The sequence below is a fragment of the Stutzerimonas stutzeri genome, assembly GCF_024448715.1.
Lineage (GTDB): Bacteria > Pseudomonadota > Gammaproteobacteria > Pseudomonadales > Pseudomonadaceae > Stutzerimonas > Stutzerimonas stutzeri_AR.
The window spans coordinates 291,069-305,395 of sequence record NZ_JAMOHZ010000004.1 but is presented as its reverse complement, the minus strand read 5'-3'; the positions used below and the strand labels follow the sequence as shown (position 1 = coordinate 305,395).

The 14,327-nt window shown below is 62.0% G+C and carries 14 protein-coding genes; 1 reads left to right on the top strand and 13 read right to left on the bottom strand.

Features of this window, described 5'->3' with window-relative positions; translation table 11 throughout:
• Positions 1-49 precede the first annotated feature (49 nt).
• The 5 genes from NAV33_RS10980 to NAV33_RS10960 form a co-directional block, all read right to left on the bottom strand.
• Positions 50-667: a TPM domain-containing protein gene (locus tag NAV33_RS10980; RefSeq protein ID WP_255979858.1), complete on the bottom strand. Its 618-nt coding sequence runs from the start codon at positions 665-667 to the stop codon at positions 50-52.
• Between the two features lie 129 nt (positions 668-796).
• Positions 797-1,549: a TPM domain-containing protein gene (locus NAV33_RS10975; protein ID WP_255979856.1), complete on the bottom strand. Its 753-nt coding sequence runs from the start codon at positions 1,547-1,549 to the stop codon at positions 797-799.
• Complete coding sequence (locus NAV33_RS10970) at positions 1,546-2,169, bottom strand: LemA family protein (protein WP_255979854.1); 624 nt, start codon at positions 2,167-2,169, stop codon at positions 1,546-1,548. The genes NAV33_RS10975 and NAV33_RS10970 overlap by 4 nt, the downstream gene beginning before the upstream one ends.
• A gap of 88 nt (positions 2,170-2,257) precedes the next feature.
• The gene (locus tag NAV33_RS10965) at positions 2,258-3,481 is read right to left on the bottom strand and encodes a CaiB/BaiF CoA transferase family protein (protein ID WP_255979852.1); all 1,224 of its coding nucleotides are present in this window, start codon (positions 3,479-3,481) and stop codon (positions 2,258-2,260) included.
• A 116-nt stretch (positions 3,482-3,597) separates the two neighbouring features.
• A complete protein-coding gene (locus tag NAV33_RS10960; RefSeq protein ID WP_025240097.1) occupies positions 3,598-4,779 on the bottom strand; it encodes an acyl-CoA dehydrogenase in 1,182 nt (393 codons plus the stop codon).
• 184 nt (positions 4,780-4,963) lie between these two features.
• On the opposite strand from NAV33_RS10960, the gene NAV33_RS10955 reads away from it, so the two are divergent.
• A complete protein-coding gene (locus NAV33_RS10955) occupies positions 4,964-5,869 on the top strand; it encodes a LysR substrate-binding domain-containing protein (RefSeq protein ID WP_255979849.1) in 906 nt (301 codons plus the stop codon).
• A 91-nt stretch (positions 5,870-5,960) separates the two neighbouring features.
• Here NAV33_RS10955 and NAV33_RS10950 read toward each other — a convergent pair whose 3' ends face one another.
• The 8 genes from NAV33_RS10950 to glcF all read right to left on the bottom strand — a co-directional run bounded on the left by NAV33_RS10950 (position 5,961) and on the right by glcF (position 14,253).
• Positions 5,961-6,347: an SCP2 sterol-binding domain-containing protein gene (locus tag NAV33_RS10950; protein WP_255979847.1), complete on the bottom strand. Its 387-nt coding sequence runs from the start codon at positions 6,345-6,347 to the stop codon at positions 5,961-5,963.
• A gap of 116 nt (positions 6,348-6,463) precedes the next feature.
• Positions 6,464-6,736 (bottom strand): HU family DNA-binding protein, encoded by a 273-nt coding sequence (locus NAV33_RS10945; protein ID WP_158187095.1) that lies wholly within the window; start codon positions 6,734-6,736, stop codon positions 6,464-6,466.
• Between the two features lie 148 nt (positions 6,737-6,884).
• Positions 6,885-8,096: an NAD(P)/FAD-dependent oxidoreductase gene (locus NAV33_RS10940; protein ID WP_255979845.1), complete on the bottom strand. Its 1,212-nt coding sequence runs from the start codon at positions 8,094-8,096 to the stop codon at positions 6,885-6,887.
• A gap of 1 nt (position 8,097) precedes the next feature.
• Entirely contained in the window at positions 8,098-8,265 is a 168-nt protein-coding gene (locus NAV33_RS10935; protein WP_255979843.1) for a rubredoxin, read from the bottom strand.
• 153 nt (positions 8,266-8,418) lie between these two features.
• Positions 8,419-10,128 (bottom strand): L-lactate permease, encoded by a 1,710-nt coding sequence (locus tag NAV33_RS10930; protein ID WP_255979841.1) that lies wholly within the window; start codon positions 10,126-10,128, stop codon positions 8,419-8,421.
• A 220-nt stretch (positions 10,129-10,348) separates the two neighbouring features.
• On the bottom strand, positions 10,349-12,532 hold the full coding sequence (locus NAV33_RS10925) for a malate synthase G (RefSeq protein WP_255979839.1): 2,184 nt from the start codon (positions 12,530-12,532) through the stop codon (positions 10,349-10,351).
• 23 nt (positions 12,533-12,555) lie between these two features.
• Positions 12,556-12,960 (bottom strand): heme-binding protein, encoded by a 405-nt coding sequence (locus NAV33_RS10920; RefSeq protein ID WP_255979837.1) that lies wholly within the window; start codon positions 12,958-12,960, stop codon positions 12,556-12,558.
• Between the two features lie 75 nt (positions 12,961-13,035).
• Positions 13,036-14,253, bottom strand: coding sequence for a glycolate oxidase subunit GlcF (gene glcF / locus NAV33_RS10915; RefSeq protein ID WP_255979835.1), 1,218 nt, complete (start codon positions 14,251-14,253; stop codon positions 13,036-13,038).
• Between the last annotated feature and the right edge of the window lie 74 nt (positions 14,254-14,327).

Sequence of the window (14,327 nt, the reverse complement as noted above, 5' to 3'; positions counted from 1 at the left end):
GGGAATCGGCTATTCGCAGGTGCCTGCTGCCAGCTGACTCAGCGCTGCATCAGGGCAGCACCACCAGCCGATTCGGCAGCTCGTTACGCTCATGCGTGGCCGGCACGTGCTGCTTGAGCAGCGAGCCGCAGGCTTCGATACAACCGAGAAATCCTTCCAGCACCTGGCCGTTGCGCACGTCCGCGGTGAAGCTCGTGACAATCGACTGCCAGGCGCTGTCATCGATACGGCTGGAGATGCCGCGATCAACCAGAATCTCCACGTAACGCTCGGCTTCGGATACGAAGATCAGCATGCCGGTGCCGCCGACCGTGTGGTGCAGGTTGAGTTCGATGAATTGCCGCCGCGCCAGATTGCAGGCTCGCCAATGACGAACCGAGCGCGGAATCAGCCGAGTAGTCACCGCGTCCAGACGGAACACCAGCGCCAGCACGACAAACGTCAGCCATTGCACCAGCAAGAGTTGCCAGGCTGTCAGCCAGCCGGTGAAAAACAGCAGCGCACCGGGCAACAGCAACGCCAGCAGGCTGGACCAGAGCAGCGGTATGTAGCGGTAGTCATCAGCCTGCGCGGCCAACACCGTTACCAACTCAGCGTCGGTATCACGTTCGATACGCTCGATTGCTTCGGCTACCTGTTGCAGCTCGCTTTCTGTCAGTAGGGTCATTGCTTGTTCATCATGAAGAAGTTTTCGCTATTTTGATCGAAGGGACATTGGGCTGATCGGCTGAACTCCAAGAGGAGCCAGCGATGGGTTTCATCCATCCTATGGTGGTCACCGGTTCGTAGCCTCTGGTCACCAGCCACCGGAGGCGCCTCCACCACCGAAACCGCCACCACCTCCACCGAAGCCGCCACCGCCAAAACCGCCACCGCCGCCGCCGCGTCCCATGCCGCCCAGCAGGGCACCGAGCAGCAGCGCACGTCCCGCCCCACGGCCACCGCGACCACGACCACCACCGATGACGAAGATGGCTACCAGCATCAAAAAGAAGCCGAGGATGCCGAGACCGCCCGGTTCCTGCGCGCCCATGGGCATTGCCGGCCGCATGCCAGCCGTTTGCAACGGATCGCCGCCCAGCACCCGTATGATCGCTTCGGTACCTTCGGTGATACCGCGGGTGAAGTCGCCCTGCTGGAACGCGGGGGCAATGATGCTGTTGATGATCACCGACGACTGGGCGTCGGTCAGGCGACCCTCGAGTCCATACCCCACCTCGATACGGATTTGGCGGTCGTCTCGGGCAATAATCAATAGCGCGCCGTTGTCTTCGCCTTTCTGGCCGATACCCCATTCGCGACCCAGCTGCAGCCCTGTCTCTTCGATGCTGCGACCTTGCAGATTGGGTAGCGTCACTACCACAACCTGCTCGCTGCTAGCCTGCTCGTGGGCGGCAAGCATACTGGTCAGCCGCGCTTCGGCCTGCGTATCGAGCAGCTCGGCCTGATCCACGACTCGGCCGGTCAGCGTGGGTACTTCGACCTCCTGGGCCAACAGGTCGCTGGCGCAAAACAGCAGCGCCAGCAACAGAGGTAGCGTACGCGTCATTGAAACTGCACTTTTGGCGCCTGCTCGGCGTTTTCGGCCGTCGCCTCGAAGTTTTCGCGGATTGGCATGTCGCTATACATCAGGCTGTGCCAGATGCGGCCGGGGAAAGTACGAATCTCAGTGTTGTAACGCTCGACAGCGGCGATGAAGTCGCGACGTGCTACAGCGATGCGATTCTCGGTGCCTTCGAGCTGCGATTGCAGGGCGAGGAAGTTCTGGTTGGATTTCAGATCGGGGTAGCGTTCGGACACCGCCATCAGCCGACTCAGCGCACCGCTCAGCTGATTCTGCGCCTGCTGGAAGCGTTGCAGTTGCTGAGGGTCGTTCAATGTGTCGGCGTCGACCTGAATCGAAGTGGCCTTGGCCCGCGCTTCGACCACAGCGGTCAAGGTGTCCTGCTCCTGGCGGGCGAAACCTTTGACCGTCTCGACCAGGTTGGGGATCAGATCGGCGCGGCGCTGATATTGATTCTCCACCTGCGACCAGGCGGATTTCACTTGTTCGTCGTACTGGGGAATATTGTTGATGCCGCAGCCGGCCAGCAGCCAGGACATGAACAGAACCGTCGCCGCTTGCCAGGTGAATCGATAACGCTGCATCTGCATGATTCGCTCATCCATCCAAAATTCAGGGTACTGAATAAGGATGGCCGGACGGCTTGAGAGTTCAGGAACAACCCCGCCGCGATACGACGAGGCGCATCCTCCCTCAGATGACTTTGGCACTGCGTAGCGCCGCCACCTGCTCCGCATCGAACCCGAGCAGCCGCTTCAGCAACGCCTCGCTGTGTTCACCCAGCAGCGGCGGCGCCTTGCGATATTCCACGGGAGACTCGGAAAGGCGGATTGGGCTCGCCACCTGCGGCACGCTTCCGGCCAGCGGATGCGGCATCTCTACTCTCAGGCCACGAGCTTGTACATGCGGGTCGGCAAAAACCTGTGCAACGTCATTGATCGGCCCACAAGGCACCCCCGCCTGCTCCAGTGCCGCAACCCATTCGGCGGTGGTGCGGAACACCGTGACCTGACGAATCATCGGCACCAGCTCCTGGCGATGGGCAACGCGCGCCTTGTTGCAGGCGAAACGTGGGTCATCGGCCCATTCGGGATGCCCGGCGACTTCGGCGAACTTGCGGAACTGACCGTCGTTGCCGATGGTGAGAATGATGTCGCCGTCCGCTGTCGGGAAATCCTGGTACGGCACGATGTTCGGATGGGCGTTACCCATGCGCTTGGGCGCAACGCCGGTGGTCAGGTAATTCATCGCCTGGTTGGCCAGGCAGGCGATCTGCACATCCAGCAGGGCCAGTTCGACATGCTGGCCGACGCCGTTCTGCTCGCGATGATTGAGCGCGGCCAGCACGCCGACCGTGGCATAGAGCCCGGTGAGGATATCGGTGAGCGCCACGCCGACTTTGACCGGGCCGGCACCGGCTTCATCCTCGGCACGCCCGGTCAGGCTCATCAACCCGCCGAGGCCCTGAATCATGAAGTCGTAGCCGGCACGCTGAGCGTACGGTCCGTCGCTGCCGAAGCCGGTAATCGAGCAGTAAATCAGCCGTGGGTTGATCGCCTTGAGACTTTCATAATCCAGCCCATAGGCGGCCAATCCGCCGACCTTGAAGTTCTCCAACAGCACGTCGCACTCCGCGACCAGCTCGCGAACGATCCGCTGGCCTTCGGACTGGGTGAAATCCAGCGTCAGCGACTGTTTGTTGCGGTTAGCCGACAGGTAATAAGCGGCCTCCGAAGTGTTCTCGCCCTGCTGACCCTTCAGATACGGCGGGCCCCAGTGACGGGTATCGTCGCCAGTGGCGGGACGCTCGACCTTGATCACCTCGGCGCCAAGATCGCCAAGAATCTGCCCGCACCACGGGCCGGCAAGCACGCGAGACAGATCGAGGACGCGGATATGGGAAAGAGCGCCGGGCATAGAGATCTCTCGTGTAGCAAATAAGATAGAGCGGATCGGCGTTGCGTAGGAGCGAGCTTGCTCGCGAATGGCTGTGCGCGCTCTTCGCGAGCAAGCTCGCTCCTACAGGGCACCGCTTAGAAAAAAGCCTGAATTCCTGTCTGCGCCCGGCCGAGGATCAGCGCGTGCACGTCGTGGGTACCTTCGTAGGTGTTGACCACCTCGAGGTTGACCAGATGCCGGGCCACGCCGAACTCGTCGCTGATGCCGTTGCCGCCGAGCATGTCGCGGGCCAGGCGCGCCACGTCCAGCGCCTTGCCGCAGCTGTTGCGCTTCATGATCGAGGTGATCTCCACCGCCGCGGTGCCTTCATCCTTCATCCGGCCGAGGCGCAGGCAGCCTTGCAGGGCCAGGGTGATCTCGGTCTGCATATCGGCCAGCTTCTTCTGGATCAGCTGGTTGGCGGCCAGCGGACGGCCGAACTGCTGCCGGTCCAGGGTGTACTGGCGCGCGGTGTGCCAGCAGAACTCGGCGGCGCCCAGCGCGCCCCAGCTAATGCCGTAACGGGCCGAATCCAGGCAGGTGAACGGACCGCGCAAGCCGCGCACATCAGGGAAGGCGTTCTCTTCCGGACAGAACACGTTGTCCATGACGATCTCACCGGTGATCGAGGCGCGCAGGCCGACCTTGCCGTGGATCGCCGGAGCGCTCAGGCCTTCCCAGCCTTTCTCTAGCACGAAGCCGCGAATGGCGCCCTCGTCGTCCTTGGCCCAAACCACGAAGACGTCAGCGATCGGGCTGTTGGTGATCCACATTTTCGCGCCGGAGAGGCGATAGCCGCCGTCGACCTTCTTGGCACGGGTGACCATGGAGCCCGGGTCGGAGCCATGGTTCGGTTCGGTCAGGCCGAAGCAGCCGATGTATTCACCACTGGCGAGCTTGGGCAGGTACTTCTGCTTGGTTTCTTCGTTGCCGAACTCGTTGATCGGCACCATCACCAGGGACGACTGCACGCTCATCATCGAGCGATAGCCCGAGTCGATGCGCTCGACTTCACGAGCGATCAGGCCGTAGCAGACGTAGTTCAGTCCGCTGCCGCCGTACGCTTCGGGAATGGTTGCGCCGAGCAGGCCGGTGTCGCCCATCTCACGGAAGATCGCCGCGTCGGTGCGCTCGTGACGGAAGGCTTCGAGCACGCGAGGCGCCAGTTTGTCATCGGCGAACTGCTGCGCACTGTCGCGCACCATGCGCTCTTCGTCGGTGAGCTGCTGATCGAGCAGCAGCGGGTCGATCCAGTTGAAGCTTGCTTTGCCGGCCATGAGTGGTCCTCTTGTCGTAGACGGTGAACCGGGCGCGACGCCCGGTGCAACATTCGGATGGATTGATCCTAGAAGCTGAAGCCATCGTTCGCAAACGAGTAATTTGCATCGACCTGTGCGCTTTGCTCACTCCAGCGTATGCTAAATGGCTTTGACACCAGCTTATTAGTGAGGCAGTCGCATAATGCGCCGTAAGATCCCCAGCACCGCCGCGCTTATTGCCTTCGAAGCGGCAGCGCGGCACCAGAGCTTCACCCGCGCCGCCGAAGAGCTGGCACTGACCCAAAGCGCCATCTGCCGACAGATCGGCGGCCTCGAAGAGTTTCTCGGGCTGGAACTGTTTCGCCGCTCGCGCCGCGGCGTCAAGCTGACCGAAGCCGGCCAGTCCTATGCGCGACGAGTCGCCACTCAGCTCGATGCGGTGGAACGGGATACGTTGTCGGTAATGGGCCAGCAGGGCGCCCAGACTATCGAGCTGGCGCTGGTGCCGACATTTGGCACGCAGTGGCTGCTGCCGCGACTGCAGCAGTTCCAGGCGCTGCACCCAGAAATAACGGTCAATCTGACTAACCGCACCCGACCGTTCCTCTTCGCCGATACCGATTTCGATGCGGCAATCTATTTCGGCGACGGCGACTGGTCCGGCACCGTGGCGCACTACCTGATGCCTGAAGATCCACTCCCGGTCTGTAGCCCAGCGCTGTTAGAGAACGCCGGATCGCTCGATGCCAAGACCATCGCCGAGATGCCGTTGCTGCAGCAGACTACTCGCCCCTACGCCTGGCGCCAGTGGTTCGATTCGCTGGGGATGAAGGTGGCGAGAGACATGACTGGCCCACGGCTGGAACTGTTTTCGATGCTGGCACAGGCCGCCGAACACAGGATGGGCGTGGCGTTGATTCCACCGTTTCTCATTCAACGCGAACTGGCCGAAGGGCGCCTGGTAATTGCGCATCCGCACTCATACCGCCGCGAGGACCAGGCCTACCACCTGATGATCCCCGAACGGCGGGTAGAGTCGGCGGCCATGAATGCCTTTCGCGACTGGCTGCTGGAAGAAGCACGCGCCTGGATGGCGCAGCAGGTGTAAATCACGCCACGGCGGGTGCGCCAATCAAAAACGCCACCTCCGGCTCGGAATCACGTCATTCCCCCGCAGGGTCAGGCTCGCCGCGTGCCGATCAAGCCGTTTCGGGCTTCTTCTTCCTCGGCTTGAGGTATTTGGTCAAACCCTGAAACCACATCACCAGCGCCGGGTTGCCCTGGATCTGGATGTCTTTGTTCTGGATGCCTTGCATAAAGGCCAGCTGTTTGTTCTTCGCGTTCATGGTGGCAAAGCCGTAGGCGCTGTCCTTGAAGCCGATGGCGAAAGCAGGCTCGGTAGCAGGGCCGCCCTTGGCTGTGACGCGTTGATCCTTGACCACGTAATGCCGAGCGACCTTACCGTCGAGCGTGTGCAACTGGAAGGTGAGGTCTTTGTCGCCGAGTTGTTTTTGAAAGTCAGGGTTGTTGCGGCTGGCCTTGGTCATCAAGCGACCAAGCATCCAGAGAAGGAAGCGGAATTTCATGCATGTTCTCGGCAGATAGCGAAATTTCGCGGATTGTAGCGGCTTGCAGAGGTAACTCAACTGTAAATTGGAACTTCAGGGCACCCGGAGCCGAGCGGGCCCCGGGAGACGCAAACTCAGTTGATCGCGTCTTTCAGCATCTTTCCCGGCTTGAATGCCACGGTGTTGCTGGCCTTGATGGTAACGGGTTCGCCCGTCTGCGGGTTCTTTCCAGTGCGAGCGCCACGGTGTCGCTGCAGGAAGGTGCCGAAACCAACCAGAGTCACGCTGTCCTTACGGTTGAGCGCGTTGGTGATTTCATCGAGAACGGCATTGAGTACACGGTTGGCCTGATCCTTGGTGAGATCGGCCTTGTCGGCGATGGCGGCTGCGAGTTCCGGTTTGCGCATAGGTAGCCTCTAAGACTTTATTGTTTTTGTTCGCTGTTCTCCGAACAGCGTTCCGAGGCGCTGCAACTGCTCTAGGCTGCGGCTGCGCCTCGAAGGAGCATGGCACGCTGATGGCACTCGCGCCAGCCCTCGCCGACGCTTTACCGGATCATTCCGACGACTTTAGCGACAGAACTTGAGGCAGTTCAGCCAGCACTGGCGGCAGCTGCTTGTTCAACCCCAACCGCTCTTGCACAGCCGCCCCCGTCAGCGCATAGCCCAACAGATTTCCGTCGAGGCTGCGGAATAGAGCCTTGATGTCATTACCTTCACCTTCCACGCTCCAATGCCCCTCGCTGCCAGCCGCTGGCGGCGATACCACCAAAGGGCACACAGGGGTTTTCACCGTGATCGGCATCGGTCCGTAAGTTACTAAAGTCGATTTACCGGCAAGCGTTTGCGCCAGCGCACGCACGCCACTCATCAGCGGCATCACATAAAGCAGATTGAGCCCACCCACCTCGGCACAGTCGCCTAGCGCGTAGACGTTCTCAGCCGAGGTTTGCAGGAGGCGATCAACGACGATTCCCCGATTGACCGACAGTCCTGCCGCTGCGGCCAGCTCGGTGCGCGGGCGCAGGCCCACCGCACTGACCACCAGATCGCAGTTCAACCGCTGGCCGTCCGATAACCGGGCTTCGAGACTCTCGCCGTGCCGATCCAGACGTTCCAGCACCGGCCCCAGATGAAAGCGCGCACCCAGTGATTCGAGCCCGCGTCGCACCGCCGCCGCGGCCTCCGTCGGCAGCAATGACGGCATAATCTGCTCGCAGGGCGCCACCAGTTCGACCTCGTAGCCGCCCTGCAGCAAGTCATTGGCGAATTCACAGCCGATCAGCCCGGCACCAACGATCAGCACCCGCCGCTTACCCCTGGCCGCCTCGCGGAAACGACCGTAATCGAGCAGGTCGTTGATCGGGAAAACCGCGTCCTGGGCATCGCCAGCGACTGGCACCTGAATGGTCTGCGCACCCCAGGCGATAACCAGGTCGCGATAGGGCACCGGCTCGTTGCCGATCCACACGCGACGGTTGGCCGGATCGAGGCGCGTCACTCGAGTATGGGTGCGAATCTCAGCGTTGAGCTGAACTGCCATGGCCCCGGCCGTTGCCATCCCCAGGCCATCGGCTTCCTTGTTCATGGCGAAGCCGGTCGACAGCATCGGCTTCGAATAGGAGCGGCCATCGTCGGCGGTAATCAGCAACAGCGGCGTTTCGCTGTCGTGCTTGCGGAATTCCCGCGCCAGGTTGTAACCCGCCAGGCCCGTACCGATGATGACCAACGGCGCCGCCGGCGCGCCTTTCTGCTTCAATTCATTCATATCAGCCGATCGCGATCATTTCGAAGTCCATCTTGCCTACGCCGCAATCGGGACAGAGCCAGTCCTCGGGTACATCCTCCCAGGGGGTCCCCGCCGCAATCCCATCGTCGGGCCAGCCCTCGGCTTCGTCATAGATAAACCCGCACACCACGCATTGCCACTTCTTCATTTGCTTACCTCGATCGTTATCCATTGCGCTGACGCTATACCAGAACGCAGGGGTCCGCCAAACATCAGCGTCCAGAGTTAACCATGCGCCAACGATTGGTTCGGGAAAACAAAACGGGCGGCCTAAGCCGCCCGTCCGGGGTCACTCACGCCATCAATTGGCGGTAGCGATTCCCACCAGCGGATCGCTGATGCCCATCACGTAGAAGCCGATCAGGCCGATGCTACCGGCCAGCACGAGGTAGTACAGCGTAGGCAGCATGGTCTTGCGCAGGGTGATGCCTTCACGACCCAGCAGGCCGACCGTGGCCGAGGCCGCCACCACGTTGTGAATGGCGATCATGTTCCCCGCGGCGGCACCCACCGACTGCAACGCCACCATCAGCGCACCGGAAATACCCAGCAGACCAGCAGTATTGAACTGGAACTGCGACAGCATAAGGTTAGACACGGTGTTGGAGCCGGCAATGAACGCGCCCAGTGCGCCCACCGCCGGCGCGAAGAACGGATAGACTCCGCCGACGCTGTCGGCTACCAGTTGCGCCATGGCCACTGGCATCGATACCAAATCGGAGCCGTTGACGCCGGAGTTGATCAGGATTCGCACCATAGGGATGGTGAAGATCAGCACGAAGCCGGCACCCAATAGGGTTTTGCTCGATTCGGAGATGGCCGAGACCAGCTCGCCAGCACGCATGCGGTGCAGGAAGAAGGTGATCAGCACCACAATGCAGAGAATTCCGCCCGGTAGATACAGTGGCTCCAGCGCACCAGACACACCGGTCTCGCCGAGAATGTCCTTCCAGCCGAAGCTCACCGACAACATTGCCGACTTGACGCCTGGGAAGACCCGCGAAATCACCAGGAAGGCTGCCAGCAGCAGATAAGGTGCCCAAGCCATCGGCACGGAAATCGGTGTCCGACCGGCGACATCGTCGATCTTCATCTCGATCTTGCCCATCCACTCCACCGGCCACTCGCTGGCCGGGGCGAAATCCCAGCTGGTTTTGGGCAGCAGGAAGCCCGCCTTGGCGGCAGGTACGACGATGGCCAGACCGACCAGCGCGCCGATCATCGACGGGAATTCCGGGCCGAGGAATACGCCAGCCGCGGCATAGGGAATGACAAACGCCAAGCCGGTAAAGATGGCGAACGGCGCCATCGCCAAGCCTTCGCTCCAGGAGCGATTGCGCCCAAAGAAGCGCGTCATGACGCAGATCATGATCAGCGGCATAAGAATGCCGCACAGCGCATGGATGATCGCCACGCGGGAGAAGATCAGATGGAAGAACACTTCCCAGCTGCTACCCGCTGCAGTCAGCTGCCCACCGAGCGTGGCCTGATCCAGACCGCCGGCCACACCGACCAGAATCGGCGTGCCCACGGCACCGAAGGAAACCGGTGTCGATTGCACCATCATGCCCAGCACCACCGCCGTCAGCGCCGGGAAGCCCAGAGCGACCAGCAAGGGTGCGGCCACCGCGGCCGGCGTACCGAAGCCCGAAGCACCTTCGATGAAGCAGCCGAACAGCCAAGCGACGATCAGTACCTGAACGCGCTTGTCGGGACTGACGTTAGCGAAGCCACGACGAATCGAAGCGATGCCGCCCGAGTGCTTGAGGGTGTTGAGTAGAAGGATGGCGCCGAAGATGATCCAGAGGATCGCGGCGGTGAGAATCAAGCCTTGCAGCGTAGAAGCCAGGACCCGGTTGAAGGTCATGTCCCAGGCCAATAGCCCGATCAGCGCGGTAAGCACGAAAACCAGTGGCATCGCGTACTTGGCTGGCCAGCGAAAGCCGATCAGCAGTACGCCCGCCAACACCAGTGGCACGAAGGCCAGTATGGACAGCAGTGTCTGACTCATTGTTGGGTTCCTTGTTTTTTGTTGTGAACCACTTCTTTCTCCGGGAAGCCCCGGCGCCCCGCATGGATGTCATAGCCTCATGCCATCCAAAGGTGCTGATCGACCGGCACGTCGACCCGCCCCCCATGCTCGAAAGCCCCGGACGCCATTAGGCGCCCGGGGCTTGCAAATTACGCTAATGGCCGACCTGCGCCAGCCATCAGCAATCTCCTGAATACCTTCAAACTCCGTTCTGCTGCTTGAAGCGCTGACGCCAGGCATGCAGCAGCGGCTCGGTATAGCCGCTTGGTTGCTCGCGGCCCTTGAACACCAAATCGCAAGCGGCTTGAAAAGCGGCAGACTGTGCATAATCGGCGGCCATCGGGCGATAGAGAGGGTCACCGGCGTTCTGCTGGTCGACCACTTTAGCCATGCGCTCCAGCGTCTCGCGAACCTGAGCTTCGCCAACTACACCATGCCGCAACCAGTTGGCCAGGTGCTGGCTGGAGATACGCAGCGTTGCACGGTCTTCCATCAGGCCGACGTCATGAATGTCCGGCACCTTGGAGCAACCCACGCCCTGCTCGACCCAGCGCACCACGTAACCGAGGATGCCCTGGCAGTTGTTGTCCAGCTCCTGCTGGATCGCCTCGGCGGACCAGTTGCGCTCAGGCGCGACCGGAATGGTCAGCAGATCATTGGTCAGCTGCTCACGTTCAGTGGCCAGGTCGATCTTTTCCAGCTCGGCCTGAACGGCCTGAACGTCGACCTGGTGGTAGTGCAGCGCGTGCAGCGTGGCGCCGGTCGGCGACGGTACCCAAGCGGTGTTGGCGCCGGCTTTCGGGTGAGCGATCTTTTGCTCGAGCATGGCCGCCATTAGATCGGGCATGGCCCACATGCCTTTGCCGATCTGCGCCTTGCCGCGCAGGCCGCAATTCAAGCCGACCAGTACGTTGTTGCGCTCGTAGGCCTGGATCCAGGCGGTGCCCTTCATGTCGCCCTTACGCAGTACGGCGCCGGCTTCCATGATGGTGTGCATCTCGTCACCGGTGCGGTCGAGGAAGCCGGTATTGATGAAGGCCACACGGTTCTTCGCGGCGCCGATGCAGGCCTTGAGGTTGACGCTGGTGCGGCGCTCCTCGTCCATGATGCCGACCTTGAGCGTGTGGCGCGGCAGACCGATGAGGTCCTCGACGCGGCCGAACAGTTCGTCGGTGAAAGCCACTTCGGCCGGGCCGTGCATCTTCGGCTTGACGATGTACATCGAGCCGGTGCGCGAGTTGCCCTTGCGCTGCTGGTCGTGTTTGGCGATCAGGCTGGTGACCACGCCGTCCATGATGCCTTCGGGGATTTCATGGCCTTCGCCATCGATGATCGCCGGGTTGGTCATCAGGTGACCGACGTTGCGGATGAACAGCAGCGAGCGGCCGTGCAGCTTCAGGTTCGAGCCGTCCGCGGCGGTGTATTCGCGGTCGGCGTTGAGGCGTCGGGTGATGCGCTTGCCGCCCTTCTCCAGATCCTCGACCAGGTCGCCCTTCATCAGGCCCAACCAGTTGCGATAGACCAGCACCTTATCGTTGGCGTCGACCGCGGCAGTGGAGTCTTCACAATCCATGATGGTGGTGACGGCGGCTTCTACCAGCAGATCCTTCACGCCAGCCGCATCGGTCTGGCCGATGGGGCTGTTCGGGTCGATCTGAATTTCAACGTGCAGGCCATTGTTTTTCAGCAGAATCGCCGTCGGCTCGACCGCCTCGCCCTGGTAGCCAACAAATTTCCCAGGCTGCTTCAGGCCGGTGACATTGCCGTTCTCCAGGGTGACCTTGAGCTGGCCGTCCTGGACGCGGTAGCTGACCGAATCGGCATGACTGCCTTCGGCCAGCGGCGCGGCCTGATCAAGGAAATTGCGCGCGAAAGCGATGACCTTGGCGCCACGCACTTCGTTGTAACCCGGGCCCTTCTGCGCGCCGTTCTCTTCGCTGATGGCGTCGGTGCCGTAGAGCGCGTCATACAGCGAGCCCCAGCGAGCGTTGGCGGCGTTCAGCGCGTAGCGGGCGTTGCCGATCGGCACCACCAGCTGCGGGCCGGCCTGGGTGGCGATTTCACTGTCGACATTGCTAGTGCTGATCTTCACCTCGCCTGGCTCTGGCTGCAGGTAGCCTATGGATTCGAGGAAGGCACGGTAAGCAGGCATGTCGGCAATCGGGCCGGGGTTGCTGCGGTGCCAGTTGTCCAGCTCCACCTGCAGGCGGTCGCGCTCTGCCAGCAATGCGCGGTTTTTCGGCGCCAGGTCATGGACCAGCTGATCGAAGCCACTCCAGAAGGCGGCGGCTTCTACGCCGGTACCGGGCAGCACTTCGTCTTCGATGAAACGCTGCAGGTTGGCTGCCACTTGCAGGCGGCCCAGAGTTACACGCTCGGTCATGTTCTTCTCCTGAATTTCGTCGATCAGTTGGCGACTGCCGCGACGCCGGCCTTGGCGACTTGTGCATCCTGCGTGGCGGTGACGCCGGAGACGCCGACCGAACCGATCACCTGACCATCGACGATCACCGGCACGCCGCCTTCCAGCGAGCAGACTACCGGGGCGGACAGGAAGGCGTTGCGGCCACCGTTGACCATGTCTTCGTAGCCTTTGGTTTCGCGACGACCAACCGCGGCGCTACGGGCCTTCTCAGTGGCGATGTAGGAGGCGATCGGCGCACAGCCGTCCAGACGCTCAAGGCCCAGCGGGTGGCCGCCGTCATCGGCAACGACGATGGTCACGGCCCAGCCATTGTTCTGTGCTTCTGCACGGGCGGCGGCGAGGATGGCGGTTACTTCGGTCTGGGTCAGCATCGCTTTGGTTTTCATCTCGATTCTCCTGTCTTCGTAATTCGGTTATTCACTGCGCTATCCGGAAACCGGTCGGCGCAGGGTGGGCCTGCTTTAGCTCATCGCCTCTTCGACAATCTCGATCCAATGCCGCACCGGCGTGCGGCCTGCGCCGTCGAGGTGGGTCTGGCAACCGATGTTGGCGGTGACGATCACTTCCGGCTTGCCGCTTTCCAGCGCGGTTAGCTTGTTGTCGCGCAGTTGCTTGGATAGCTCCGGCTGGGTGATCGAATAGCTGCCCGCCGAGCCGCAGCACAGATGTGCATCCGGCACTGCGGTGAGCTGGAAGCCTAGACGCGTGAGCACGTCTTCGACCGCGCCATTGAGCTTCTGTGCGTGCTGCAGCGTGCAAGGGCAATGGAACGCCATGCGCTTGTCGGCCTTGACGTTCAGCCGCTCGAGCTCGGCACTGCGCATGACTTCCACCAAATCCTTGGCCAGCGCACTGACTCGGGCAGCCTTGACCGCGTAGGCCGGGTCGTCACGCAGCAGATGACCGTAATCCTTGATGAAGGCACCGCAACCGCTGGCGGTCTGCACGATGGCTTCGGCGCCGCCTTCAATGGCGGGCCACCAGGCGTCGATGTTGCGCCGGGCACGGTCCAGTCCAGCCTGCTGGGCGTTCAGGTGGTAATCCACGGCGCCGCAGCAACCGGCTTCGCGCGCCGTGCTGACGCTGATGCCGAGTCGATCGAGCACCCGCGCGGTAGCGGCATTGGTGTTCGGCGACAGGCTTGGCTGTACGCAGCCTTCGAGCATCAGCACGCGACGCGCATGCATAACCTGCGGGCGCGGCTTGGCCGGGGTGACCTGGCGCGGCATGTGCGAACGCAACGTGGCCGGCATCAGCGGCCGCAGCGCATTGCCGGTACTGAGCAATGCCTTGAACAGGCCCGGACGCGGAATCACGTTGCGCAGACCGGTGCGCAGCAGGCGTTCACCCGCCGAGCGCTGGACCTGCTGCTCCATGAAGTCACGGCCGATATCCAGCAGGTTGTGGTATTGCACGCCGGACGGGCAGGTGGTTTCGCAGTTGCGGCAGGTCAGGCAACGGTCCAGGTGGGTCTGAGTGCTTTCGGTGACTTCGCCGCCTTCGAACATCTGCTTCATCAGGTAGATGCGCCCGCGCGGGCCATCGAGCTCATCACCTAGCAGCTGGTAGGTTGGGCAAGTGGCGTTGCAGAAACCACAGTGCACGCAAGAACGCAGAATGCTCTCGGCTTCCTCGGCACGCGGCAGCTTCTTCGCGGCTTCGCTGAGATTGGTTTGCATGTTTAGGTCGCTCCCAACACGAATTGGCTCTTTGCGTTGGCGCTTCGCGCCAACCCTTCGGGACGCGCTCCAGA

Coding starts and splice junctions, on each gene's coding strand:
- NAV33_RS10980 (WP_255979858.1), bottom strand. CDS start 667: ATGACCCTACTGACAGAAAGCGAGCTGCAACAGGTAGCCGAAGCAATC.
- NAV33_RS10975 (WP_255979856.1), bottom strand. CDS start 1,549: ATGACGCGTACGCTACCTCTGTTGCTGGCGCTGCTGTTTTGCGCCAGC.
- NAV33_RS10970 (WP_255979854.1), bottom strand. CDS start 2,169: ATGGATGAGCGAATCATGCAGATGCAGCGTTATCGATTCACCTGGCAA.
- NAV33_RS10965 (WP_255979852.1), bottom strand. CDS start 3,481: ATGCCCGGCGCTCTTTCCCATATCCGCGTCCTCGATCTGTCTCGCGTG.
- NAV33_RS10960 (WP_025240097.1), bottom strand. CDS start 4,779: ATGGCCGGCAAAGCAAGCTTCAACTGGATCGACCCGCTGCTGCTCGAT.
- NAV33_RS10955 (WP_255979849.1), top strand. CDS start 4,964: ATGCGCCGTAAGATCCCCAGCACCGCCGCGCTTATTGCCTTCGAAGCG.
- NAV33_RS10950 (WP_255979847.1), bottom strand. CDS start 6,347: ATGAAATTCCGCTTCCTTCTCTGGATGCTTGGTCGCTTGATGACCAAG.
- NAV33_RS10945 (WP_158187095.1), bottom strand. CDS start 6,736: ATGCGCAAACCGGAACTCGCAGCCGCCATCGCCGACAAGGCCGATCTC.
- NAV33_RS10940 (WP_255979845.1), bottom strand. CDS start 8,096: ATGAATGAATTGAAGCAGAAAGGCGCGCCGGCGGCGCCGTTGGTCATC.
- NAV33_RS10935 (WP_255979843.1), bottom strand. CDS start 8,265: ATGAAGAAGTGGCAATGCGTGGTGTGCGGGTTTATCTATGACGAAGCC.
- NAV33_RS10930 (WP_255979841.1), bottom strand. CDS start 10,128: ATGAGTCAGACACTGCTGTCCATACTGGCCTTCGTGCCACTGGTGTTG.
- NAV33_RS10925 (WP_255979839.1), bottom strand. CDS start 12,532: ATGACCGAGCGTGTAACTCTGGGCCGCCTGCAAGTGGCAGCCAACCTG.
- NAV33_RS10920 (WP_255979837.1), bottom strand. CDS start 12,960: ATGAAAACCAAAGCGATGCTGACCCAGACCGAAGTAACCGCCATCCTC.
- glcF (WP_255979835.1), bottom strand. CDS start 14,253: ATGCAAACCAATCTCAGCGAAGCCGCGAAGAAGCTGCCGCGTGCCGAG.